We start from the raw sequence: 23,985 nt of genomic DNA, 5'->3' as shown, positions 1-23,985 counted from the left end.
GATCCCATCCCGCATCCCCACGCACCCCACAAGAGGAGTCACCATGAAGAAACCCACCGTACTGTCGATCCTGGCCCTCACAGCAGTCGGCGCCCTCGCGCTCACCGGCTGTTCCGCTGGAGGTGCGGCCGACGCCGGCGGACAAGGTGACGAAGTCGCCGGACTCACCGGTTCCGTGGGAGCCAAGGACTTCTCGGAGCAGTACATCCTCGCCCACCTCACAAGTGCGCTGCTCAACGCCCACGGCGCCGACACGGATGCCAACACGCAGGTCGTCGGCTCTGCCAACGTTCGCGCCGCCCTCGAAAGCGACGACTTCATGGGGTATTGGGAGTACACCGGCACCTCGTGGATCACCTATAACAACAACACCACCCCCGTGAAGGGCGAGGAAGCCCAATTCGACGCCACCAAGGAGGCCGACGCGGCCAACGGCATCGCGTGGCTCGACCCGGCACCGCTTAACAACACGTACGCTTTCGCCATTCGCGCCGACAAGGCTGACGAACTTGGGGTCAAGACGCTCAGCGACATCGCTGACCTGCCCGCGGATGAGCAGACCTTCTGCATCGAAAGCGAATTCTCCACCCGCGATGACGGCTGGCCCGGTCTCAAGACCGCCTACGGACTCGATGTGCCCGATTCCAACGTGGCCTTGCTCGACACCGGCGTCATCTACACCGCCACCGAAAAGGGCGACGACTGTAACTTCGGCGAGGTATTCCAGACTGACGGCCGCATCACCGCGCTCGACCTGGTCGTACTCGAAGACGACCTCGAGTTTTTCCCGGTCTACCAGGGGGCATTCACACTCAAGCAGAGCACCCTCGACGAGTATCCCGGCATCGCCCCGGTCATTGCCCTGATGAGCGACAAGCTCACCACCGAAGAGATGCAGAAACTCAACGCGCTGGCCGACGTTGACGGCGAGGACCCCGAAGACATCGCCAACGACTGGCTGACCGAACAGGGGCTGATCTGATGACGCAGGCTTTACAAATCGGCGAGAGCTTCATCGGTGACGGCGTGAACGCCGCCCACGTCAACACGGTTTTTGGGCACCGTGACGGTCCGGCGGGGATCGCCTGGGCGACCGCCCTCGCCACCCCGAGCGCGGGGCACGTGCCCTTCGTCACCGTGCTGCGCCCCTCGCTTCCGGTCAAACCGCTCACCCTCTTCGTGACCAAGGCCGCCCCAGCAACGGACGCCCACGGCCTCCTGATCTGGGGCCCGGCTCAGGCCGGCATCGCGGCCGGAGTCGCCGAAGCGCTAGCTGACGGCACCATCTCGCGGGAACAGGCCGATAGTCACGTCATCATCGCCGCTGTCTGGGTCAATCCAGGAGCCGATGACGCCGAAGCGGTCTACGCCCACAACCGCTTGTCTGTGCACACCGCCCTCGTCAACGGGGCGGCGTCACTGCCGAGCACCGACGCCGTGATCGCGGCCCGCGACAGCCCGTCCAACCCGTTCTTCACCCCGGCGAGCGCCTCGTCGACCGCCTCGAACCTGGTCCCATCCGGAGCGTCCGCATGAAGATCACGGCGATCCGTCTCATCCGCTTGAACCTGACCCTCGACCCACCGTTTTCGGCGGCTTGGGACCCCGTTCCCCGCCGCAACTTTCCAGCCACCCTGGTGCGCGTCGAAACGGATGCCGGCCTCGTCGGGGTTGGTTCCGGCGACACGATGGACGGTTTCGAAGCCTTCGAAGACCTCTTCATCGGAACCGATCCGCTGCAGATCCTCAACCAGGTGCGCCGCATCGAGACGATCAACTTTCACGGCGGCCGGTACTGGCCGCTGGAAGCGGCGCTCTGGGACATTATCGGGCAGGTCGCCGGTCTGCCGGTCAGCGTGCTCTTCGGCGGCGCGCGCGACCGCCTCACCGCCTATGCCTCCTGCGGCGAGCTGAAGCCGGCCGCCACTCGGGCCGAGTCGGCGCTCGCGGCTCGGGAACGCGGCTTCAAGGCCATGAAGATCCGCATCGCCCGCGACCAGATCGATCAGGGCATCGCGGCTGTGCGCGCCACCCGTGAGGCGGTCGGCGCCGACTTCGACATCATGGTCGACCTCAACCAGATGTGGCGCATGAGCGGGGACATCGAGGCCGCCCTGCCGTTGGCCAGGGTACGCCGCGTCGCTGCGGAGCTGCAGGAGCTCGGTGTGCTTTGGCTTGAAGAACCGCTGCCGCAGGCCGATGTTGTCGGCGCCCAACGCATCCGCTCGGAGACCGGTATACAAATCGCCGCGGGCGAAATGGTGCGCAGCATGGGCGAAATGAGCGCTCTCATCGAAGCGGATGCCTACGACATCTACCAGCCCGACGTCGCGCTCTCGGTCGGCATGTACCGCGCACGCCAGGTCGCCGAATCCGCAAACCTGCGGCACCGGCTGTTCACCCCACACACCTGGAGCAACGGGCTCGGCCTGCTCGCCAATCTGCACGTCGCCGCTGGGGTCGATGCCGGGCCGTATCTTGAGTTTCCCTACGATCCGCCCGGCTGGACGCCGGAACGCCGTGACTTCTTTCTCACCCCGCTCGACATCAACCCATCCGGCGAACTGGTTGTCCCGTCCCTGCCCGGGCTCGGCGCGCAGATCGACTGGACCGCAGTGAAGAGGTACACCGTATGAGCACTGTGATCGAGACACCCGACTGGATAGCTCGGGCCGACACGCTCGCCCCCGAAACCCGGCTCTTCATCAACGGCGACTTTCGGCCGGCCCGTGACGGCGCCACCTTCGACAGCTTCTCGCCGCGTGACGGGCGCCTACTCTGCACGGTCAGCTCTGCCGGAGAAACGGATGTCGACGACGCCGTTCGCGCCGCGGCCCGCGCTTTCGGGCACGGGCTCTGGTCCCGCGCCGACCGTCGGGAACGTGCTCGGGTGCTCACTCGGCTGAGCGACCTCATGCTCGAGAACCTCGATGAACTTGCCCTATTGGAATCGATCGACTCTGGGCATCCGATCGGTGATGCCCGTCGGGTCGACGTGCCGCAGGCTGCTCGAACGGTGCGCTGGTACGCGGAGGCCATCGACAAGATCTACGACGAAGTGGCGCCCACGCCCCAATCGGCCCTCGCTCTCATCACTCGCGAACCACTCGGCGTGGTCGGCGCAGTGGTGCCGTGGAACTACCCGCTCATCATCAGCGCGTGGAAGATAGCGCCAGCGCTCGCGGCGGGCAACTCCGTCGTGCTGAAACCGGCCGAACTCACGAGCCTGTCGGCCTTGAAGCTTGCTGAGTTGGCGGCCGAAGCCGGAATTCCCGAGGGTGTCTTCAATGTGGTTCCCGGGCTTGGGCCGGTGGCCGGGCAGGCGCTCGGGCGGCATCCGCTCGTAGACAAGATCACCTTCACCGGTTCACCCGCCGTCGGGCGGAGTTTTCTCACGTACTCGGGCGAGTCCAATGGAAAACAGGTCGCCCTCGAACTTGGCGGAAAATCCGCGCAGGTCGTGCTCGCCGATACCGAAGACCTCGCCGCCTGCGCAGAATCAGTGGCCTGGGGGATCTTCTACAATGCCGGGCAGACCTGTCACGGCGGCAGCCGCCTCATCGTCGACGAGCGGGTACACGACGAACTCGTCGACCGGGTGCTCGCTGTGGGGCGCTCGCTCGTGCTCGGGGATCCGCTCGACGAGGCCACTCAGATCGGCACGATCGCGAGCGAGAAGCAGCTCGACCGGGTGCTTGGGTACACCGATATCGCGCGCGCCGAGGGCGCAGTCGTGCACGGCGGTGGCCGGGTGCGGCCCGACGGGCTCGGCGACGGCTACTACATAGAGCCCACGGTTTTCGATGGCGTCAACAATACTGGGCGAATCGGCCAGGAAGAGATTTTCGGTCCGGCCCTGGCCGTAACCACCGTGCGCGGAGCGGCCGAGGCCGTGCACGTGGCCAACGACAGCCCCTATGGTCTCGCCGCGAGCGTCTGGAGCAGCAACATCACGACCGCCCACGCCGCCGCCCGCGAACTGCGCGCCGGCACAGTGTGGGTCAACACGTTTGACGCCTCCGACATCATCACCCCCTTCGGCGGATTCAAGAACTCGGGCAGCGGCCGCGACCGGTCGCTTCACGCTTTTGACGCCTATACCGCGCTCAAAACCACCTGGATCAATCTGGGTGCTTCCAACCTCCCCACCGACTAAACCGACCACCACAGACTGAATTGAGAGAACTGCTATGACCGCTACTCCGTCGACGCGAGTCGGCTTTATTGGCCTCGGCAACATGGGCTCCGGCATGACCCGCAACCTGCAGAAGGCCGGTTACGCGCTGGTGGTGAACGATATCCGTCGTGAATCGGCCGCTGCACTCCTCGCTAACGGCGCAGTCTGGGCGGACACCCCGGCCGAGGTCGCCGCGCAGACTGACGTCGTCATCACTATGTTGCCTACGCCGCGGCACGTCGACACCGTTGTCAACGGCAAGAACGGAATCCTCGCCGGAATAGCGGATGGCGGCTGCTGGGTTGACATGTCCACCTCCGTTCCCGACGTGGCCAACGGAGTGCGATTCGAACACGCCGACCGCGGGCTGCGCATCTTGGACGCCCCAGTCAGCGGTATGTCGGTCGGCGCAGCCTCGGGCATGCTGCAAATCTTTGTGGGTGGCTCCTCCGATGACTTCGACGAGCTGCGGCCGATGTTCGAGGCGATGGGAGACCCTGACCGAATTTTGCATGTCGGTGCCGCCGGAACCGGCTATGCCGTGAAACTCATGATCAACCAGCTGTGGTTCTCACATCTCGTCGCCACGGCAGAGGTGCTGAGCATCGGAGTGAAGGCGGGGGTCGACCTGGGCGTTCTGCGGGCCTCGCTCATTGCGAGCCCCGCCAATAGCAACTTCGTGCAGCACGACGTGCTGTCGATCCTGGGCGAGGGCGACTACGACGAGGGTTTCTCCATCGCCCTCGCCTGCAAAGACCTTGGGCTGTCCATTGACCTGGCCCGGTCGGTGGGAGTCCCCGCCGAACTCAGCGGCCTGGTGGAACAGATCTACCGCCGCGCCCGCGCCCAATACGGTGACGGCGCCGGGGAGATGAGCCCGGTGCGCCTCTACGAAGATCTCAGCGGCATAAACCTGCGCCTGAACGATTCCACTCCGACCAGCCCCGCCGATGTTGTCGCAGCCGTCGCCGCGGCCGAAGAGGCCGCCGAAGTGTCCGCTGCGGCGTCCATCGCGGCTTCTGTCGCGGCATCCGCTGCGGCCGCGGCCGTGGCATCGTCGGTCAACGCTGAATTGGCCTCCGCATGACTGCGGCCGAAACTGCGCGTGCAGCGGCACAGACGGCGGCAGCCGGGCTCGCTCCGTTGCCCCGGCCGCTCAGTGAGATGGCGCTCGTGCTCGACCCGAAACCGGTCGCGCACTTCGGTCGCGGCACGGTCACCGAGGTTGGCCGAATTACCGCGAAAAGCGGTGTCACACACGCGTTGGTGGTGACTGATCCGTTCCTGGCCACGAGCCCGGTTGTCGCCGCTGTACGTGAGACCCTCGAACGCGCGGGGCTCGCTGTGACCATTTACGGCGGGGTTACCCCGAACCCCACGACCACGTGCGTTGACGAGGGCAGCGATCTCGCGGCATCGGTCGGCGCGGATGGCATTGTTGCCGTCGGCGGCGGGTCGTCGATGGATGCTGCGAAGGGTATCGCCCTCGGTGCCCTAAACCCGCAGCGCGGCATCGACCTCGACTATCGCAGCACTTTCAAACACCCGGCGCTGCCGATCGTGGCCGTACCCACTACTGCGGGAACAGGGGCGGAGGTGAACGCCTTCGGCGTGATCACGGATGTCATCAGTCGCCGCAAGTTCTACGTGGGTCATGACAGCGCGCTCGCCCGCGCGGCGGTGCTCGACCCCGATCTCACCGTCGGCCTGCCGGCCGGAGCGACTGCGGCTACCGGCATGGACGCCCTCACTCACGCACTCGAGTCATACCTCTCCGTGCGGGCGAACCCGTATAGCGACGGCATCGCCCTGCAGGTCATCGCGACCGTCGCCGAGTTTCTGCCTCGCGCGGTCGACAACGGCGCGGACATCGAGGCTCGGGCCGAACTGCTGCTCGCAAGCCACCTGGCCGGAGTAGGTTTCTCGCACACCGGCCTAGGCCTCGTGCACGGCATCGCGCATCCGCTCGGGGGACAGTTCAATATTCCGCACGGGCTTGCGCTGTGCATCGTGATCGAGGGTGTCCTGCGGTTCAACCTAGCCGCGCGCTCGGCCCGTATCGCCCGGGTGGCTTTTGCGCTCGGCGTCGGGCGCACCGACCTGCCGGAGGCCGAGAACGCGCAGCGCGCCATCGAGGCCATCGCCGCGCTCGCCGTGAGGGTCGGTATGACCGGCCCGCTCTCGAAATTCGGGGTCACCGCGGACGACTTGGCGTCGCTCGCCGCCGACACGCTCGCCGATGCCGTGACCGTCAACAATCCGATCCAGCCCACCGTCGACGACGTGGTGCAAATTCTGAAGGAGTCCCTGTGACTATCACCCCCGAGGCCGGCACGACCGAAACGCGGCAGCCCGCTGGTGTCGCGCGCGCCGACGAACTGGCACTACTCGCAAGCCTGCCCACCGGCCTGTTCATCGGGGGTGAGTGGCGACCGGCAAGCGATGGAGGAACCTTCGACGTCTGTGACCCCTCGACCGGCAACGTTCTGATTCAGGTAGCGGATGCGACGCCGCAAGACGGCCTGGCCGCGCTGGCGGCGGCATCCGCTGCCCAAAAGCAATGGGCGAAAACTCCGCCGCGAGTGCGCGCTGAAATCTTGCGGGCGGCATTCGAGGCGGTGACTGCGCGGGCCGACGACTTCGCCCTGCTGATGACTCTCGAAATGGGCAAGCCGCTCGCCGAGGCTCACGGCGAGGTAGCCTACGGCGCCGAATTCCTGCGTTGGTTCTCGGAGGAGACCGCCCGCATCTCGGGTCGGTTTGCGGTCGCGCCTGACGGACGAAGCCGCTTGATGGTGACCCGGCGCGCGGTCGGGCCGTGCCTGTTCATCACGCCGTGGAACTTTCCGCTCGCGATGGCCACGCGCAAAATCGCCCCGGCCATCGCAGCAGGCTGCACAATGGTGCTGAAGCCCGCGGCGCTCACCCCGCTCAGCGCGCTTCTCTTTGCCCAGGTGCTGCAGCAATGCGGACTGCCGGCCGGAGTTCTCAACGTGGTGCAGACCACGAGCGCTGGCGCCGTAACGGGACCGCTGATCACGGACCCCCGGCTTCGTAAACTGTCGTTCACTGGATCGACCCCGGTGGGCATCAACCTTCTGAAAAGTGCGGCGGATCAGGTGCTTCGGGTGTCTATGGAGCTTGGCGGCAACGCCCCGCTCATTGTCTTTGAGGATGCAGACCTGGACGCCGCCATCGACGGCACCATGGTCGCGAAGCTGCGCAACGGCGGCGAGGCCTGCACCGCGGCAAACCGCCTGCTGGTGCACGAATCCATCGCGGAGGAATTCACGAAACGCTTGGTGGAGCGGATGCGCGCCCACACCGTTGGCCGCGGCACCGAGCCCGGATCATTGCTCGGACCTCTCGTTGATGAGGCCACCAGGGCCAAAGTGCACGAGCTCGTGACCGATGCACAGACAGCGGGCGCGCACCTCGCCCTCGGCGGGGCGTACATCGCCGGTGCGGGATACTTTTACGAGGCGACCGTGCTGACAGATGTTCCCGCCACGGCCCGCATCATGCACGAGGAGGTCTTCGGTCCCGTCGCGCCGATCATCACCTTCGCGACCGAAGAGGAGGCGATCGCACTCGCTAACGACACCGAGTTCGGTCTCGTTGGGTACGTCTTCACGCTCGATCTCAACCGTGCCTTGCGACTGTCCGAGGAGCTCGAGGTGGGCATGCTCGGCGTGAATACGGGCATCGTGTCGAACCCGGCAGCTCCTTTTGGTGGAGTAAAACAGTCGGGGCTCGGCCGGGAGGGCGGCTTCGAGGGCATCGAGGAATACCTGGAGACCCGGTATGTGGGCATCGCCGATCCCTTTGCCGCCGTGAGCTAGAGGCTGCGATGGGTCGACGGTGGTGTGACCCATCGGATGCCCTAGGAGGCTGCCGTCATCACCAGCCGCGTTGTTTCCACTCGGAGAGCTTGCTCCGCTCGGCTCCAAGCGTTGTGCCTGCCCCATGACCCGGGTGCACCAGTGTGTCGTCCGGAAGGTAGTCGAAGACTCGGATGACGATGTCGTTGTACAACGATGCGAAACGAACGGCATCACCGTTGGTATTTCCAACTCCGCCTGGAAAGAGCGAATCGCCCGTGAACAGATGGGCGGGACCATACGGATCGCGGTAGAGCACGGCAATTGACCCGGGGGTGTGTCCGCGCAGGTGGATTACTTCGAGTTCAATGCCGTCGATGGACCTGACGTCCCCGTGGTGCAATGCGATGTCCGTAGGCACGGCAATGTCCGCGATATCGTCGAGACCGGCCGCAGTTGGTGCCTTCGTGAGTTCCCTGACCTCGCCAAGTGCCCGCACATGATCCCAGTGCGAGTGTGTGGTGATTATGAGGGCCAGCCTGGCGATGGCACTCGTGTCTTTCTGTGCATCTTCAAGCAGGGTGAAGATGGCGGGTGCATCATCTGCGGCGTCGATCAGTACCTGCGCGCCGCTGGATTTCGAGGTGAGTACGTACACGTTGTTGCTCATCTCGGACACCGAGATGCTGCGAACCGTGAGGGCATTGAGATCGCGCATAGTCCTGTTCCTATAACCGGTTTCCGGTCTCGTTCGGTGGCGTCGCGGGGTTCGCGGTCAACAATCCCCGTTTGCCGCGGCGCCTTGAGCTCATTGGCCTCTGGGTGCACCTCTTTGCGGCGCGGGTGAAGAAATAGTTCGCTACTCGGGCATCGTCATTTCTCCCAATGGTCCCCACCCTTCAGCATCGATCTTCTCGCTGATGACCTCTGGAATCTTCACGAGTGCTTGAGGCATAGCCTTCATGGCCGCCGAGAAGTGACTGCTGTTCACGTGAGATCCCGCGGCGTCATCGTGGAATGCCTCGACGAGGACGAATTGGTGAGGATCGTCAACACTGCGCGACCAGTCGAACCACAGGTTGCCTGGTTCCTGGCGCGTTGCCTCTGTGAAATCCCGGGTGAGGTCCAGCCAACGATCGCTCCATTCTGGTTTCACAGTGAACTTGGCAACGATAAAAATCATGGGATGGTCCCTTTCCGTGGGTCGCGTCCCATTGAATGGTGACGCTTCCTGAAAACCTGACGGTGAGTTGTTCTAGTTTAGGCGACAGCGAGTTCAGGGCGGATCGTCGCCCGACAGCTGCGCTCCACCTTTGATCCACCGGCAGGACACCGGGGCGACATCTTCACGCGAGAGCCTGAAAGCGTTCACGCTGCCAACGCAAGGAGATCTCATGAGCACGCCCACTCTTACCGTTCCCGCCGTATCGTTTCGGCGCCGTCGCCTCGCTGGTGCTGCCGTTGCTGCTTCCCTGGTCGCGGGCCTCTTCGTCGGCGCGGCACCCAGCGCCTTTGCGAGCGAATCCGACGACGTGATCAACGCAGCGCATCGCGGCGCGAGTCAATCTGCCCCCGAGAACACCCTCGCCGCCTTCCGCGCAGGAACGGACCAGGGCGCCGACTTGATCGAGATCGACGTTCAACGCTCCGCCGACGGAGAACTCGTGGTCATTCACGACACGAACTTGGCCCGAACCACAAACGCTAAGGACCTCTTCCCCGACCGGGCACCATGGAATGTGGGCGACTTCACCGCTGCAGAGATGCAAACCCTCGACGCCGGCTCGTGGAAGGGCGCCCAGTTCACCGGCGAAAAGCTACCGACCTTCGCCGAGGCGATCGAGGTCATTCGTAACAGCGGCTCCGGCATGCTGCTCGAAATCAAGTCACCCGAGCTGTACACGGGAATCGAGGCCGAGATCTCCGCCGCGCTTCGTGAGTCCCGCGGCTACGTGCAGTCCGCCGTTGGCCAGGACAAGCTCGTAGTGCAGTCGTTCAACTTCGACTCCATGAAAACCTTCACCGCGCTCGAACCGACCGTTCCCGTGGGCCTCCTCGGCACGCCGACCATCGATCAATTGCCGGAACTAGCGAGGTGGGCAGATCAGGTCAACCCGTACCACACGTCGATTGACGCAGCCTACGTGGCCGAGGTTCATCGTCTCGGCATGGACGTGCTCGTGTGGACGGTCAACTCGGAAGCAGACATGGTGCGGGCCATCAAGCTGGGCGTTGACGGCGTGATAACCAACCGCCCGGACGTGCTCAACACCCTGCTCGAGAACTAACCCGAGCGCTATCACCGGGTGTCAGGAGATCCACCGACACCGTAATCCACGTCTTCCACGGACGCTGCAGGCCGAACATGGATGGCAGCGGGGAACATTTTCGGCGCTGCCCTCGTTGTCGCCATCATGACAACTATCGGAATCATCGGTGCAGGAAACATTGGCAGCCAGGTCGCCCGCAAGGCGATCGAGAATGGCTACGACGTAGTGATCAGCAATTCGCGGGGACCGGAGACGCTTGCAGCGCTCGTCGCTGAGCTCGGCCCGAAGGCGACAGCCGGAACCGCGGCGCAGGCCGCTGCGGCAGCCGACGTCGCGGTTGTGACTGTGCCGCTCAAAGCCTATGCGAACGTGCCCGTCGAACAACTCGCCGGCAAAATCGTAATCGACACCAATAACTACTACTTCGAACGCGACGGACACATCGCGGCCCTCGACAACGGCGAGACGACCGTGACCGGCATGCTCCAGAAGCACTTACCGACCTCACGCGTGGCAAAAGGATTCAATCACATTACGGCCACGGACATCACCGCCGACTCGTATCCGACCGGCGACCCAGCCCGGCGCGCGCTGGCAACGTCCTCCGATTTCACCGACGCCTCCGACTTCGTCACGAAGCTATACGACGAATTCGGCTTCGACACAGTGAACATCGGCCCTCTCGACGAGAGCTGGCGTGTGGAGCGCGACCGCCCGGCCTATGGCATCCGTCAGACCGTTGCAGAGCTCGAGGCTAATCTGGCGAAGGCACCGCGCACCGTCTAATTTCTTGGCACGGCCGCGAGCACACGGGACATCCGCATCATCGCGCAGGGCTGGCGAGCGGGTGACGATGCGTTGTCTTTCGCGCGCAGGTGGACCGACTAGAGACGTAACGAATTTCCCCTAGCGCATTGTGCATGGTCGACCTAGGCTGACCGCATGGCAGCTGGTCCTATACCTGCCGGGTTAGACGGAAAAGCGTCGGACACGATGTTGGCCCTTGGTCGTTTCTTCACCCGCTGGGAACACACAGATGACGGACGCGCGGTCTTCCGCGAGGGCGGCCGTAAGGGAGATATTTTCTACCGTGACCGGTGGAGCCACGACAAGGTCGTTCGGTCGACCCACGGGGTGAACTGCACCGGGTCGTGTTCCTGGAAGGTCTACGTGCGCGACGGGATCATCACCTGGGAAGCCCAGCAGACGGACTACCCCTCGGTCGGGCCCGACAGCCCGGAATACGAACCGCGGGGATGCCCACGCGGTGCCGCATTCAGCTGGTACACCTATTCGCCAACGCGAGTGCGCTATCCCTACGCGCGCGGCGTCCTCGTCGAAATGTACCGCGAGGCCAAGGCCAGGCTGAACGACCCGGTCCTGGCCTGGGCGGACGTCGTGAATGACCCGGAGCGCCGTCGCCGATACCAGCAGGCGCGCGGCAAGGGCGGGCTGATTCGCATCCCGTGGTCGGAAGCGGTCGAGATCACCGCCGCAGCGCACGTTCACACCATCAAGACCTACGGCCCCGACCGCTGCTCCGGATTCTCGCCCATTCCGGCCATGTCGATGGTCTCTCATGCCGTGGGAAACCGGTTCATTCAGCTCATCGGTGGCGTCATGACGTCGTTCTACGACTGGTACGCCGACCTGCCGGTGGCGAGCCCGCAAGTCTTTGGCGACCAGACGGATGTTCCAGAATCAGGCGACTGGTGGGACGCCACGTACCTCATGATGTGGGGTTCAAACGTTCCTGTTACCCGCACGCCGGATGCCCACTTTATGACGGAGGTGCGCTACCGAGGTACAAAAGTCATTGCCATCAGTCCCGACTACGCGGACAACACTAAATTCGCCGACGAATGGTTACCGGCCCAGGCCGGCACCGACGCCGCCTTGGCGATGGCCATGGGGCACGTCATTCTCAAGGAGTTTTTCGTCGAACGCACGATCCCGTATTTCGCGGGTTATGTGCGCCGGTATACCGACCTCCCCTTTCTCGTTCGGCTTGAACCGCACTCAGATGGGCTCGGCCTGGTGCCGACTAAATTCTTGACCGCCGCCGACCTGCCGGATCAGGCCACAGCCGAGGGCGCCGCCTTCAAGACCGTCCTGCTGGATGCGGCAACGGGGGAGCCGGTCGTGCCCAACGGTTCAATCGGCTTTCGCTACGGGGAAGCCGGACAGGGTAGATGGAACCTCGACCTAAAAGGGATCGACCCGGCATTGTCGCTGCTGGGGGTTGCCAATGGCGAGGCCGCCAGCATCCGCATGCCGTGTTTTGAAGCGCCATCGGGCGAGGGTTCGATTCTCACCCGCGGCGTTCCAGTTCGCCGGGTCGCTGGGCATCTCGTAACAACGGTTTTTGACCTGATGTTGGCCCAGTACGGTGTCGGCCGCCCGGGGCTTCCCGGGGACTGGGCGTCGGGCTACGACGACGCTTCGACGCCGTACACCCCGGCCTGGCAGGCTGAAATCACCAGCGTTCCGGCAGCGGCGTGCATAAGGGTGGCCCGGGAATTCGCCCGCAATGCGGAAGAGTCGAAGGGCCGCTCCATGATCATCATGGGGGCCGGGATCTGCCAGTGGTTCCACGGTGATGCCACCTACCGCGCGGTATTGTCGATGCTCATGCTGACGGGATGCATGGGCCGCAACGGCGGCGGCTGGGCGCACTATGTGGGGCAGGAAAAGACCCGACCGATTACGGGGTGGATCTCGCTCGCCAACGCCATGGACTGGAGCCGGCCGCCGCGCACCATGATCGGCACCGGCTACTGGTACATGCACACCGACCAGTGGCGCTCCGACGGGTACTCGGCCGACTCCTTGAAATCCCCGCTGGCGGAAGGGCACTTTGACGGCATGCACACCGCCGACACCCTCGCCCAGTCGGCTCGGCTGGGGTGGATGCCGTTCTACCCGCAATTCGACCGCAACCCACTCGACCTCGCCGACGAGGTACAGGCGGCAATTGAGCGGGGGGAGGCGACGGATGCCCCCAGCTACGTCGCCGCGGCTCTCAAATCCGGGCGCCTGAAAAGTGCCATCGACGATGTCGACGCCCCAGAGAACTGGCCGCGAACTCTGGTGCTCTGGCGCTCAAACCTGTTCGGTTCCTCGGCCAAAGGTAACGAATATTTTCTCAAACATCTGCTGGGTACCCACCACAATGTGCTGGGCCAGGACCACGTGAATGCGGCACGGCCTCGCGACGTCGTGTGGCATGAGGATGCACCGGAGGGCAAACTCGATTTCTTGGTCTCGGCCGATTTTCGCATGACCTCCACGACGCTCCTGTCCGACATCGTCTTCCCCGCCGCAACCTGGTACGAGAAACATGATCTCTCCTCGACCGACATGCATCCGTTTGTGCACGCCTTCACCCCGGCTATCGATCCGCCCTGGGAAGCAAAAACGGATTTCGAGACGTTCCACCTGCTCGCCGAGGAATTCTCCAGGCAGGCCAAGACGCATCTCGGCACTCGGCGGGACCTCGTCAGCGTACCCCTGCAGCATGACACCCCCGGCGAGATCGCACAGCCGGGTGGGGTGGTCAGAGACTGGCGCCAGACGGATATCCCCGCGGTGCCCGGCCAGAACATGCCGATCTTCCAGCTCGTCGAACGGGACTATACCCAGATTGCCGAGAAGCTGGCCACGGTCGGGCCATTGGCGGAACAACAAGGTTTCACCGTCAAGAACGTCACGTTCCGCATGGAACATGAGATTCCGCGACTGGCTCAAAGTAACGGTGTGATGCGGGGTGGTGCGGGTCATGGGCGGCCAGCGATCGACACCGATGCGAAGTTCGCGCAGGCAATTTTGAGCTTTTCCGGCACGACCAACGGCGAGCTCGCCGTGCAGGGATTCCGCGAGCTCGAGAAGCAAACGGGAATGCGCCTGGCAGACCTGGCAGAGGGGTCCGCTGAGAAGCGGATCACGTTTGCACAAACCCAGGCCGCCCCGGTACCGGTGATCACGTCGCCGGAATGGTCGGGGTCTGAAACCGGAGGCCGCCGCTACTCACCGTTCACGATCAACGTGGAGAGGCTGAAACCGTGGCACACGCTGACCGGCCGAATGCACTTCTTCCTTGACCATGACTGGATGATGGACCTGGGTGAAGCTCTACCCATCTACCGGCCGCCCCTCGACATGCAACGCCTGTTCGGCGAACCCAAGTTCGGTCCGAACGGCGACACGGAGGTGACGGTGCGCTATTTGACGCCGCATTCCAAATGGTCGATCCACTCGGAGTATCAGGACAACCTGTTCATGCTGTCGCTCTCCCGCGGCGGGCCGACCGTATGGATGAGCCCCCAAGATGCCGACTCCATCAAAGTCCTTGATAACGACTGGGTCGAATGCGTGAGTATGAACGGTGTTCTGGTGGGCAGGGCGATCGTCAGCCACCGGATGCCGCAGGGTGTCGTGTACGTTTACCACGCCCAGGAACGCACCATCGATGTACCCAAGTCCGAGGCCACCGGCAGACGTGGCGGCATCCATAATTCGGTGAGCCGGCTGCTGGTCAAACCCACGCACCTCATCGGCGGCTACGCGCAGCTGTCCTACGCGTTCAACTATCTGGGCCCGACCGGTAACCAGCGGGACATCGTCTCGACGATCCGCCGGCGCTCACAGGAGGTAACGTACTGATGCGAGTGATGGCCCAGATGGGCATGGTGATGAATCTCGACAAATGCATTGGCTGCCACACCTGCTCGGTCACCTGCAAGCAGGCCTGGACGAATCGCGCCGGTACGGAGTACGTCTGGTTCAACAACGTCGAGACCAGGCCCGGGCAAGGGTACCCGCGACGCTACGAAGATCAAGAGAAATGGCGCGGGGGCTGGCAGCTGAACAAAAAAGGCCGGCTGGTGCTGCGGAGCGGCGGTCGGATCAGGAAACTTTTCGGTCTGTTCGCGAGCCCAGTCCAACCGGAGCTGAAGGATTATTACGAACCCTGGACCTACGACTACAAGACGCTTATCGATGCCCCGCTGGGCGATGACTTTCCGGTGGCCCGTCCGAAATCCCTGATCACCGGCAAAGACACCAAAATAACCTGGTCAGCGAACTGGGACGACGACCTCGGCGGCGCGCCCGAGATGGGACACCTCGATCCCATCGTAGAAAAAGTGCGCAAGGAATCCGAAGACAAAATCAAATTCGCCTTCGAACAGACCTTCATGTTCTATCTGCCCCGCATCTGCGAGCACTGCCTCAATCCTTCCTGCATGGCGTCCTGTCCGTCGGGTGCAATCTACAAACGAGTCGAAGACGGCATCGTGCTCGTCGACCAGGACAAATGCCGCGGCTGGCGGCAGTGCATCACCGGATGCCCGTACAAGAAGATTTACTTCAACCACAAGACGGGCAAAGCCGAGAAGTGCACGTTTTGCTACCCACGCGTCGAAATTGGCCTGCCCACGGTCTGTTCGGAAACCTGTGTTGGGCGCCTGCGCTATCTGGGCTTGTTTCTCTACGACGCCGACCGGGTCACCGACGCGGCTGCTGTCACCGACGTGAAAGACCTGTACCAGGCGCAAATGGATGTGCTCCTCGACCCGAACGACCCCGCAGTGGCGGCCGCAGCGACCGCCCAGGGAATCCCCGCCGACTGGCTGGACGCGGCCAGACGCTCGCCGGTGTACGCACTCGCCAAGGTCTACAAGGTGGCCCTGCCCCTGCACCCCGAGTACCGCACGATGCCCATGGTCTGGTACGTTCCCCCGCTCTCACCCATCGTCGACCTGCTCACAGAACAGGGTCACGATGGCGAAGACCGCGGAAACCTGTTTGGCGCCATCGACGCGCTGCGTATCCCCGTCGAATATCTCGCGGAGCTCTTCACCGCCGGGGACACCGACATGATCACTAATGTCTTGCGCAAACTCGCAGCCATGCGCGCATACATGCGCGGAATCACCATGGGGGAGGAACCCGACCGGTCCATCCCCGAAGCCGTGGGGATGACGCCGGAGAGCATGTACGAGATGTACCGGCTGATGGCCATCGCTAAATACGAGGAACGCTATGTCATTCCGAAGGCCCACGTCGAACAGGCACATGATCTCGAGGAAATGGGATGTTCCGTCGACTTCGAGGGCGGGCCAGGCATGTACGAGGATTCCCCATTCGGTGAGGCCAGCGGGCGGCCAACGCCAGTCGCTGTGGAAAACTTCTATGCGCTCAAGGACCGACAGACTTCGGACACCCCCAGCGGGGAGCGCAGCCTGCGCAACCGAGTCAACCTTCTCAACTGGGACGGAAATGGCAGCCCAGAGGGTCTTTTTCCCGACAGCAGGGATCAGCCACGCGCAGCGCAGCCCTCGCCAGCAGATTTGAACGTCCGCGGGCCGGTCGACGATTTGACTGAGGGTTCTGCGGGTAACCCGTCGGTATCCCCATGAAGCGCGATTATCGGGTTCTGAACCAGGCAGCCTCCTGGTGTTTGTCTTACCCCGATGCCGAACTCATCGGCCACATCGACCTCATGCGCGCCGCGCTCGCCGAACAGGGTCGACATACGCCCAAACTCGCCGAATTCTTTCGCTATCTGGAGGGCACGGAGCTCGCCGCGTTGCAGCGTTCCTACGTCGACACCTTCGATCTCAGCAAGCACCATCCGCTATATCTGTCGTACTGGACCGACGGTGACACTAGAAGGCGCGGGAACGTGCTGGCGGCGTTCAAGCAGATTTACCGCAACAGCGACTACCTGACGAACACACATGGAGAACTGCCGGACTTTCTTCCTCTGGTACTGGAATTCGCAGCGATCGTCGACCCGGCAGCCGGACGGGAGTTGCTGCTGCAATATCGACCCAGCCTGGAACTGCTGCGGCTCGCCCTATCCGAACATGAATCGCCCTATGCCGAGGTCCTGGCAGCGGTGTGCGGCACCCTCCCCGGGGCTTCGCCATCCGATCGCGAAGCGGTGCAGCGGATGGCCGGCTATGGACCGCCCGCCGAATCGGTCGGGCTCGAACCCTATGACCCACGTCTGCTACCCCTGCAAGGAGCTTGAGATGGACCTGTTGCTTTGGGGCGTGCTGCCGTACGTAATGGTGGCCATTCTGATCGGCGGATCGATCTGGCGTTACCGCTACGACCAGTTTGGGTGGACCACTCGGTCGTCGCAACTGTACGAATCCCGACTGCTGCGCATCGGATCGCCAATCTTTCACTTCGGGCTGCTGGCGGTGATCGCCGGTCACTTTTTCGGCCTCGTCATCCCGATGAGCTGGACACTGTTCGTCGGGATGAGCCAGGATTTTTACCACCTCAACGCGCTGCTGGTCGGGGGCATAGCCGGGATCGGCACGCTCGGTGGAATCGTCATCCTGATCTACCGCCGGCGCAAAACCGGGCCGGTGTTTATGGCGACGACCCGCAACGACAAGGTCATGTATATCGTGCTGGCTGCCGCGATTATTTTCGGACTCTGGACGACTCTTGCCAGCGTGTTCGAAGGCGAAAACGGACACAACTACCGGGAGACCGTCGCGCCGTGGTTTCGCTCGTTGTTCATCTTCCAGCCAGACATCGTAGCGATGGCTGCAGCACCGTTCTCGTTTCACATCCACACGCTGGTCGGCATGCTCCTGTTCACCATCTGGCCATTCACCCGGCTCGTGCACGCGTTCACCGCGCCATTGCACTACCTGTTCCGGCCCTACATCGTCTATCGTTCGCGCGATAAAGTGCCGGGTGAGGTCAGGCCCGTTCGACGTGGCTGGGCACCGATTGGAACCGAGGACCGAGCGCGGGACAAACGATAGTCATGACTTCGGTCACCGTGCGGGAACGGGCCCGAGCCAGTAAAGGGTTCAATCTCGTACTGGCGACCGTGTCGTCAGTGGTGTGTTTTTGGGCGTGGACGAGTATTGCCCCACTCGGGGTGCGATACAGCGTGCAACTGGACTTGTCGTCAGCGCAGGCATCCGTTCTGGTGGCCATGCCCGTTTTCGTGGGTTCAATTGGTCGTATTCCAGTGGGAGTGCTTACGGATCGGTTCGGGGGGCGGATCATGTTCACCGTGGTCTTGCTGGCCACCGTTCCGGCCCTGCTACTCGTGGCGCTCGCCGGAACGGTGGAGATCTACTGGATTCTGGTGTTCTGCGCGTTACTGCTCGGCGTCGCCGGAACGGTCTTCGCCGTTGGAATCCCGTTCGTCAGCAACTGGTACGAGCTCTCTCGGCGTGGTTTCGCTACGGGTGTTTTTGGTGCCGGAATGGGAGGCACGGCACTGTCCGCCTTCTTTACGCCGCGCTTCGTTGACTGGTTCGGGTACATTCCCACCCACCTGATTCTGGTGTTGCTGCTGATCGTTACCGCCGTCCTCGTCTGGACCTGCATGGGAAATGCGCCGAAGTGGGTGTCCAATGCCCAGCCGTTCATACCCAAGCTCGTCGCCGCTGCAAAACTCGGTGTGACCTGGCAGATGTGCTTTCTCTACGGCGTGGTGTTCGGCGGGTTCGTGGCCTTCTCGACTTACCTGCCGACCTACCTGCGCGATATTTACGATTTCGACTTGACCGCGGCGGGAACCCGCACGGCCGGATTTGCCGTCGCCGCGGTTCTGCTGCGCCCGGTCGGTGGAATTCTCGCTGACCGCATCGGTCCCAAGCCTGTCGTCATCGTGGCGCTGGCCGCGGTCGCTGTTCTGGCCTGGGTGGTGAATCTGCGCCCGGACGGCGAGATACCGGCCGGGCTGACTTTCGTGGCGATGGCGTCGGCCCTGGGGCTGGGTGCGGGGGGAGTCTTCGCCTGGCTGGGGAGAAACTCGCCGCCCGACAAGGTCGGATCAATCAGCGGCATCGTCAGCGCGGCCGGTGGCCTCGGCGGATACTTCCCCCCGCTCGTAATGGGGGCGACCTACAACGCCGCCGACAACAGCTATGCCATCGGCCTGATCCTGCTGGCGGGAACGGCCGCCGTGGCCCTGGTCTTCAGCATTGTCGCGGTGCACGAACGACCCACCCAAACGAAGGCCAATTCGGTCATCTGATAGCGACCCGTTACTTGGTCGACTCCGGGATGAACTTCTCGGCGCGGTACCGGTCGAACAGGGCGGTGAAGGAGTCGATCGTGCGGTGGTGCGGGGTGAACCCGGCGAGGCGGCTCTTGGAAATGTCGGTGAAGACCTCGATGTTCCGGCCGAGGTCGGCGTCGGTGTGCCACCACGAAGCGATGCGCCCCAGGTCGGATTCGACGAGGCCGTGTGCGGCAGCGAGGTCGGCCCAGACCGGCTCCATGCCGGCCATCTGCACGTCGAGGGGTCGTGGCTGGTCTACGAAACCTTCCGGCTCGACGCCGAAGTAGGCGGCGATCTTCGGCCACATTGCTCGCCAGCGAAAGACGTCACCGTTGACCACGTTGAATGCTTCGTTGGCGCCGGCATCCGTTGTTGCTGCCCACACCATCTGCTCGGCGAGGATGGTCGCGTCGGTCATGTCGGTGACGCCGTTCCACTGGGTCGCGCTGCCGGGGAAGACAAAGGGAATGTCGAGGTGCTTGCACAGGGAGGCCTGGGCGGCGAGAGTGAGTCCCATGTTCATGAGGTTGCCGACCGCGTGGCCGATCACGGTGTGTGAGCGGTGCACCGACCAAGTGAATCCCTGGCGAGCGGATGCCGCAAACAGCTCGTCTTCCTGCGCGTAGTAGAAGTTCGCGACGTCCAGTCGCGGTTCGTCTTCACTGAAGGGAGTGTCGGGCATGTCGCCCTGTCCATAGGCTTCGAACGGGCCGAGGTAGTGTTTGAGGCCGGTGACGAGAGCCACGTGGCGCACCGGCGCGTGGGCGAGCGCGGCGAGGAGGTCACGCACCATGCCGGCGTTCACCTCGATGTTGAGTTCCTCGGTGGATTGACGCGACCAGGCGGTGAAGAAGACATGTTCGGGCATCTCGCTGGCCAATACTCGGTTGAGGTCGGCGGCGGAGCGCAGGTCCGTCTGGATCCAACGCACCCCGGGCAGATCGCGGCCGCTTCGGCGCGCGAGGGCGAGAACCTGCCAACCCTGCGCAGACAGCTGGTCGACGACGGCGGATCCGGTGATGCCGGACGCTCCAACGACGAGGGCGGTACCGGTGCGGGGTTCGAGTGGAATAGTCATCGTTGGATGCAACCTTGTGGGGGTCGAGGTATTCCCCAGCCCGCTGAGGTACGAGCTCACGGCGATGGGCGTCACTATGACCGTCGAGATGAGCCGTTAGTAGCGTCCGAAAACGGAAACAGGCGTCACTTCTTCCATAATCGTGCGGCCTTGACTGATCAACCGCGCACCGTTCAGGAGTTCAAACTTCAGGCCAATTGGGCTTCTAAGGTGATCAGCGCGAGGAATCCGCGCCCTATAATTTCCGGTGCCAGATCCTGGCCACGAACGGCATCGAATTTTCGCAGCTCTGCGCTCTGGATCCCGGCCTGACCGGCACCGACAGGCGCTCCGGTTACGGCGGCAGTGCCGTGAAGCAGCACGGCAAATTGATCCACGAAGACCGGCTGGGCACGACGTTTGGACAACTCAACAATGGAAATATACGACTTGAACTTTCCGCGTCGTGCCATCACATTGAGGTCTACTGTAGTTCCGACCGGGAGAGCGGCGCTACTGGCGCTGTCACCCGAAAAACGAAATGGACGATACTTCTCCATGGCATGCTCAACACCGTCGGCGGTCACCACCAGAAGCTCACCCTCGATCACGGTGAGAAGGCGCTCCACGCCCGAGTAGATGGAGAAATCACAGGCCTGAGTGATCTCAGCGATGCTGACTCGCCAATCGAAGTCAGTCGAGCCACCGGGAAAAGAAGCCAGTTCGCGGGTCTGGCCGCCACCGTTGCGCCAAGCAGTCGGCCTTATTTCGTGGTACCGAATGATGTCCATAATTCACTTTCAGGTTAGCAGCTGAAGTCCCCGCCGGAACGCGCGAAGTCCGGCCACGACTAGAGGTGAACCGATACCCAGCGCCAGCTTCGGTCAATTTGCCCGGAGTGCTGAACCATTTATCAGCCCACCTCGTGGTAGCTCCAAGGACGCCCACACCCAGTTTCACTGCACTGCGCACCACCGCATCGAATGGCACCGCATCAGATAGCACCTCATCAGATAGCACCTCATCGAATAGCACCTCATCGAACAGCACCGAGAGAAGGAAGCAGTCATGAACAGCAGAATTTGGCTCAAGGCCGGACCAGTCGTCGGGGCGTTAGCGCTGAGCGTCCTCGCGCTGACCGGATGCTCGCAGGGAACGACGACCCCAGCGGCCGACACCTCGAGTTCATCCAGTTCGACGACCGATACCGCGGTCAAGCCGGCCCTTGCGACCGCAGACAGTTCACTCGGCACGATCGTCGTCGACACCGCCGGGATGACACTATATGTCTTCGATAAGGACGTCGCAGATTCCGGCACGAGCACCTGCGAGGGCGAGTGCCTCGTCAAGTGGCCCGCCGTCGTCGCTGAATCGGACACCCCAACAGTTGACGGCGTGACCGGCACGGTCGGCGTCATCACCCGCACGGATGGCACCAAGCAGGTTACTCTCAATGGTCTCCCGCTCTATTACTGGGCCGGGGACTCTGCTGCCGGGGACACCACCGGAGAGGGTGTTGGCGGCGTCTGGTGGGTGGTCGCTCCAAACGGAGACAAAATCGCTGGCTAAGTCCGCAATCCGGCCTTGTTGCAGATACCGTACCCATCGGCGCCGCGAAACGGATGGGTACGGCCCGCACCGGCAGCGGGCAGAATGGAGGGGTGTATGTACTGGTGCGGCAGACAAGTGGTGGTGGCGTGCTGGTCGACACGCTTGATGATGCCGGCCTCCCCAGCGAGGCAGCTCGCCTCACCCTGACCGAGTTTGCGGTGTTCGTGTCTTCGCTCGAATCCAGTACTCGTGAGTCGACCAGTGGAGACCCAGCCGCACCTCGCTGGGTGTGGGAGGACACCACCCGCATCTATCCGGTGCTCTTGGCGGCCGGCATCCGAGTGCAGCGCTGCCATGATCTCCGCCTGTGCCACATGATCTTGAAGAATTCCGCGCTCACGATGACGAGCGAACTCGCGCTGGCGGCGCCAGGGCCCTGGGACGTCGCGAGCGTTGGAATGCCCGACCAGGCGGAGCCCCGAGCAACACTTTTTGATTTTGACGTTCACGCGGATGCTGATGGCAGCGGTGAGCCCGAGACGGCTCGGGAGTTTCGTCGGCAACTCGACGCGGTGGCATCCGCTCCCGACTCTGGACGGATGCGGCTGCTGCTGGCTGCCGAGTCAGCCGGTGCGCTCGTAGCCGCGGAGATGCGTTATGCCGGACTGCCCTGGCGCACTGATGTGCATGATCTCCTCCTCACGCGTGAGCTGGGGCCGCGGGTTGCACCCGGCTTACGGCCGGAGCGTCTGGAACTGCTGGTCCGGCGCATCCGCTCAGAACTCGGTGATGCTAACCTCAACCCGGACTCCCCACAGGAATTGGTCAAAGCACTTCAGCGGGCGGGGCTTGCCGTTTCTACGACGCGTGCGTGGGAGCTGAAAAAGCTCGAGCATCCGGTCATCGAACCGCTTCTGCAGTACAAGAAGCTGTCCCGGCTGCTTAGCGCCAACGGCTGGATCTGGATGGAATCCTGGGTCATTGACGGCCGATTCCACCCGGACTATGTGCCGGGGGGTGTTGTGACCGGTCGCTGGGCAACCCGCGGCGGAGGAGCCCTCCAGCTACCCAGGCAGATTCGTGGTGCCGTCGTGGCCGACGAGGGCTGGAAACTCGTCGTGGCCGATGCTGCTCAACTCGAACCGCGCATTCTCGCGGCGCTGGCCCAGGACATGAGCATGGCGCTGGCGGGTCGCGGCAGCGACCTGTATGCCGGCATCGTGGCCAGTGGGGTCGTCGAGACCCGCGATCACGCCAAGGTGGCTATGCTCGGCGCCATGTATGGGGCGACGACCGGAGAAAGCGGCCGGCTCATGCCGCGCCTGGCCCGTGCCTATCCACGGGCAATCGCTCTCACCGAGGCAGCTGCTCGTGCCGGAGAGCGCGGCGAGGTGGTGACAACCCGGCTCGGCCGGTCATCACCGATACCGGGACCCGACTGGCACGCGGCCCAGGATCTGGCTTATGAGCCGGCTGCAACGGCAACCGATGAGCGACGCGCCCGCAGCTTGGCGCGCGACTGGGGGCGCTTCACCCGCAACTTCGTCGTGCAGGGCAGTGCCGCCGAGTGGGCGCTGTGCTGGATGGCTGAGATTCGACGGGAGCTCACAGCTTTGCCGAGCCCGGATCCCGGTACCGAGCTTTCTGACGAAGCGCGATCGACAACACTGGCTCCGGGTGCCCGCGCGCCCTTCGACGCAGCGCCACATCTGGTGTTCTTTCTGCACGATGAGGTGATTGTGCACACGCCGGCCGCGCAGGCGCAGGCCGTTGCCAACATCATCGTGAACGCGGCAGAGGCTGCCGGTCGGCTGCTGTTCGGCGATTTTCCGGTTGATTTCATGCTCACCGTAGCCACCGTTGATAATTACGCCCAGGCGAAGTAGCCCAACTTCGGCACGTTGTCACTGTGACGAGGAGAACGTTCACTAACGATGTTTGTGGTGGGGTGTGCGATGAGGCGGGCCTCGCGTGCTGTGTGCACGTGGGGCCCGCCTGGTTCCTGCGAGGGAATTCTGGGGTGGGGTTAGCCGGGGTGGTTAGCCTTTTTTGATGACGACGGG

The 23,985-nt window shown here is 63.4% G+C and carries 20 protein-coding genes; 16 read left to right on the top strand and 4 right to left on the bottom strand.

The window, feature by feature from the left end; all coding sequences use genetic code 11:
• The first annotated feature begins 43 nt into the window (after positions 1 to 43).
• From E3T51_RS11470 to E3T51_RS11440, 7 genes are read left to right on the top strand one after another with little or no spacing between them, the layout of a single operon-like run.
• Positions 44 to 982, top strand: coding sequence for a glycine betaine ABC transporter substrate-binding protein (locus E3T51_RS11470; RefSeq protein ID WP_104190619.1), 939 nt, complete (start codon positions 44 to 46; stop codon positions 980 to 982).
• A complete protein-coding gene (gene fae / locus E3T51_RS11465; RefSeq protein WP_134529954.1) occupies positions 982 to 1,536 on the top strand; it encodes a formaldehyde-activating enzyme in 555 nt (184 codons plus the stop codon). The genes E3T51_RS11470 and fae overlap by 1 nt, the downstream gene beginning before the upstream one ends.
• Positions 1,533 to 2,636: a mandelate racemase/muconate lactonizing enzyme family protein gene (locus tag E3T51_RS11460; RefSeq protein WP_134529953.1), complete on the top strand. Its 1,104-nt coding sequence runs from the start codon at positions 1,533 to 1,535 to the stop codon at positions 2,634 to 2,636. The genes fae and E3T51_RS11460 overlap by 4 nt, the downstream gene beginning before the upstream one ends.
• Positions 2,633 to 4,156 (top strand): aldehyde dehydrogenase, encoded by a 1,524-nt coding sequence (locus tag E3T51_RS11455; RefSeq protein WP_134529952.1) that lies wholly within the window; start codon positions 2,633 to 2,635, stop codon positions 4,154 to 4,156. The genes E3T51_RS11460 and E3T51_RS11455 overlap by 4 nt, the downstream gene beginning before the upstream one ends.
• 34 nt (positions 4,157 to 4,190) lie before the next feature.
• A complete protein-coding gene (locus tag E3T51_RS11450) occupies positions 4,191 to 5,264 on the top strand; it encodes an NAD(P)-dependent oxidoreductase (RefSeq protein WP_134529951.1) in 1,074 nt (357 codons plus the stop codon).
• Entirely contained in the window at positions 5,261 to 6,490 is a 1,230-nt protein-coding gene (locus E3T51_RS11445) for an iron-containing alcohol dehydrogenase family protein (RefSeq protein ID WP_241989292.1), read from the top strand. Before E3T51_RS11450 ends, E3T51_RS11445 begins: the two co-directional genes overlap by 4 nt.
• Positions 6,491 to 6,492: 2 nt before the next feature.
• Complete coding sequence (locus E3T51_RS11440) at positions 6,493 to 8,019, top strand: NAD-dependent succinate-semialdehyde dehydrogenase (RefSeq protein WP_174844595.1); 1,527 nt, start codon at positions 6,493 to 6,495, stop codon at positions 8,017 to 8,019.
• 58 nt (positions 8,020 to 8,077) lie between these two features.
• Here the strand turns inward: E3T51_RS11440 and E3T51_RS11435 are convergent, their stop codons facing one another.
• Both E3T51_RS11435 and E3T51_RS11430 read right to left on the bottom strand, forming a co-directional pair.
• Positions 8,078 to 8,716 carry an MBL fold metallo-hydrolase gene (locus tag E3T51_RS11435; RefSeq protein ID WP_134529950.1) on the bottom strand — a complete coding sequence of 213 codons (639 nt, stop codon included), beginning with the start codon at positions 8,714 to 8,716 and terminating at the stop codon, positions 8,078 to 8,080.
• A 141-nt stretch (positions 8,717 to 8,857) separates the two neighbouring features.
• Positions 8,858 to 9,181: a putative quinol monooxygenase gene (locus tag E3T51_RS11430; protein WP_134529949.1), complete on the bottom strand. Its 324-nt coding sequence runs from the start codon at positions 9,179 to 9,181 to the stop codon at positions 8,858 to 8,860.
• 211 nt (positions 9,182 to 9,392) lie between these two features.
• Between E3T51_RS11430 and E3T51_RS11425 the strand changes: the two genes are divergently transcribed.
• The 7 genes from E3T51_RS11425 to E3T51_RS11395 all read left to right on the top strand — a co-directional run bounded on the left by E3T51_RS11425 (position 9,393) and on the right by E3T51_RS11395 (position 19,287).
• Positions 9,393 to 10,286, top strand: coding sequence for a glycerophosphodiester phosphodiesterase (locus E3T51_RS11425; RefSeq protein WP_134529948.1), 894 nt, complete (start codon positions 9,393 to 9,395; stop codon positions 10,284 to 10,286).
• 126 nt (positions 10,287 to 10,412) lie between these two features.
• Positions 10,413 to 11,054: an NADPH-dependent F420 reductase gene (locus E3T51_RS11420; RefSeq protein ID WP_134530027.1), complete on the top strand. Its 642-nt coding sequence runs from the start codon at positions 10,413 to 10,415 to the stop codon at positions 11,052 to 11,054.
• A gap of 156 nt (positions 11,055 to 11,210) precedes the next feature.
• On the top strand, positions 11,211 to 14,930 hold the full coding sequence (locus E3T51_RS11415; protein ID WP_134529947.1) for a nitrate reductase subunit alpha: 3,720 nt from the start codon (positions 11,211 to 11,213) through the stop codon (positions 14,928 to 14,930).
• Entirely contained in the window at positions 14,930 to 16,687 is a 1,758-nt protein-coding gene (narH, locus tag E3T51_RS11410) for a nitrate reductase subunit beta (protein WP_134529946.1), read from the top strand. The genes E3T51_RS11415 and narH overlap by 1 nt, the downstream gene beginning before the upstream one ends.
• The gene (gene narJ, locus E3T51_RS11405) at positions 16,684 to 17,304 is read left to right on the top strand and encodes a nitrate reductase molybdenum cofactor assembly chaperone (protein WP_104190629.1); all 621 of its coding nucleotides are present in this window, start codon (positions 16,684 to 16,686) and stop codon (positions 17,302 to 17,304) included. The genes narH and narJ overlap by 4 nt, the downstream gene beginning before the upstream one ends.
• Before the next feature lies 1 nt (position 17,305).
• Positions 17,306 to 18,058: a respiratory nitrate reductase subunit gamma gene (gene narI / locus E3T51_RS11400; RefSeq protein ID WP_104190630.1), complete on the top strand. Its 753-nt coding sequence runs from the start codon at positions 17,306 to 17,308 to the stop codon at positions 18,056 to 18,058.
• A 2-nt stretch (positions 18,059 to 18,060) separates the two neighbouring features.
• A complete protein-coding gene (locus E3T51_RS11395) occupies positions 18,061 to 19,287 on the top strand; it encodes an MFS transporter (protein WP_134529945.1) in 1,227 nt (408 codons plus the stop codon).
• A 10-nt stretch (positions 19,288 to 19,297) separates the two neighbouring features.
• Here E3T51_RS11395 and E3T51_RS11390 read toward each other — a convergent pair whose 3' ends face one another.
• The gene (locus tag E3T51_RS11390; RefSeq protein WP_134529944.1) at positions 19,298 to 20,392 is read right to left on the bottom strand and encodes an SDR family oxidoreductase; all 1,095 of its coding nucleotides are present in this window, start codon (positions 20,390 to 20,392) and stop codon (positions 19,298 to 19,300) included.
• Positions 20,393 to 20,580: 188 nt separating this feature from the next.
• Positions 20,581 to 21,162 carry a HutD/Ves family protein gene (locus E3T51_RS11385; protein ID WP_134529943.1) on the bottom strand — a complete coding sequence of 194 codons (582 nt, stop codon included), beginning with the start codon at positions 21,160 to 21,162 and terminating at the stop codon, positions 20,581 to 20,583.
• A gap of 277 nt (positions 21,163 to 21,439) precedes the next feature.
• Between E3T51_RS11385 and E3T51_RS11380 the strand changes: the two genes are divergently transcribed.
• Positions 21,440 to 21,940 (top strand): COG4315 family predicted lipoprotein, encoded by a 501-nt coding sequence (locus E3T51_RS11380; RefSeq protein ID WP_134529942.1) that lies wholly within the window; start codon positions 21,440 to 21,442, stop codon positions 21,938 to 21,940.
• Positions 21,941 to 22,032: 92 nt separating this feature from the next.
• Positions 22,033 to 23,808 (top strand): bifunctional 3'-5' exonuclease/DNA polymerase, encoded by a 1,776-nt coding sequence (locus E3T51_RS11375; RefSeq protein ID WP_241989291.1) that lies wholly within the window; start codon positions 22,033 to 22,035, stop codon positions 23,806 to 23,808.
• Positions 23,809 to 23,985: the final 177 nt, after the last annotated feature.

The sequence above is a fragment of the Cryobacterium serini genome (genome assembly GCF_004404025.1).
In the GTDB taxonomy this organism is placed as follows: domain Bacteria; phylum Actinomycetota; class Actinomycetes; order Actinomycetales; family Microbacteriaceae; genus Cryobacterium; species Cryobacterium serini.
Note: the sequence above shows the minus strand (reverse complement) of the source record. Positions and strands in the feature narration are given on the sequence as shown.

Coding starts and splice junctions, on each gene's coding strand:
- E3T51_RS11470 (WP_104190619.1), top strand. CDS start 44: ATGAAGAAACCCACCGTACTGTCGATCCTGGCCCTCACAGCAGTCGGC.
- fae (WP_134529954.1), top strand. CDS start 982: ATGACGCAGGCTTTACAAATCGGCGAGAGCTTCATCGGTGACGGCGTG.
- E3T51_RS11460 (WP_134529953.1), top strand. CDS start 1,533: ATGAAGATCACGGCGATCCGTCTCATCCGCTTGAACCTGACCCTCGAC.
- E3T51_RS11455 (WP_134529952.1), top strand. CDS start 2,633: ATGAGCACTGTGATCGAGACACCCGACTGGATAGCTCGGGCCGACACG.
- E3T51_RS11450 (WP_134529951.1), top strand. CDS start 4,191: ATGACCGCTACTCCGTCGACGCGAGTCGGCTTTATTGGCCTCGGCAAC.
- E3T51_RS11445 (WP_241989292.1), top strand. CDS start 5,261: ATGACTGCGGCCGAAACTGCGCGTGCAGCGGCACAGACGGCGGCAGCC.
- E3T51_RS11435 (WP_134529950.1), bottom strand. CDS start 8,716: ATGCGCGATCTCAATGCCCTCACGGTTCGCAGCATCTCGGTGTCCGAG.
- E3T51_RS11430 (WP_134529949.1), bottom strand. CDS start 9,181: ATGATTTTTATCGTTGCCAAGTTCACTGTGAAACCAGAATGGAGCGAT.
- E3T51_RS11425 (WP_134529948.1), top strand. CDS start 9,393: ATGAGCACGCCCACTCTTACCGTTCCCGCCGTATCGTTTCGGCGCCGT.
- E3T51_RS11420 (WP_134530027.1), top strand. CDS start 10,413: ATGACAACTATCGGAATCATCGGTGCAGGAAACATTGGCAGCCAGGTC.
- E3T51_RS11415 (WP_134529947.1), top strand. CDS start 11,211: ATGGCAGCTGGTCCTATACCTGCCGGGTTAGACGGAAAAGCGTCGGAC.
- narH (WP_134529946.1), top strand. CDS start 14,930: ATGCGAGTGATGGCCCAGATGGGCATGGTGATGAATCTCGACAAATGC.
- narJ (WP_104190629.1), top strand. CDS start 16,684: ATGAAGCGCGATTATCGGGTTCTGAACCAGGCAGCCTCCTGGTGTTTG.
- narI (WP_104190630.1), top strand. CDS start 17,306: ATGGACCTGTTGCTTTGGGGCGTGCTGCCGTACGTAATGGTGGCCATT.
- E3T51_RS11395 (WP_134529945.1), top strand. CDS start 18,061: ATGACTTCGGTCACCGTGCGGGAACGGGCCCGAGCCAGTAAAGGGTTC.
- E3T51_RS11390 (WP_134529944.1), bottom strand. CDS start 20,392: ATGACTATTCCACTCGAACCCCGCACCGGTACCGCCCTCGTCGTTGGA.
- E3T51_RS11385 (WP_134529943.1), bottom strand. CDS start 21,162: ATGGACATCATTCGGTACCACGAAATAAGGCCGACTGCTTGGCGCAAC.
- E3T51_RS11380 (WP_134529942.1), top strand. CDS start 21,440: ATGAACAGCAGAATTTGGCTCAAGGCCGGACCAGTCGTCGGGGCGTTA.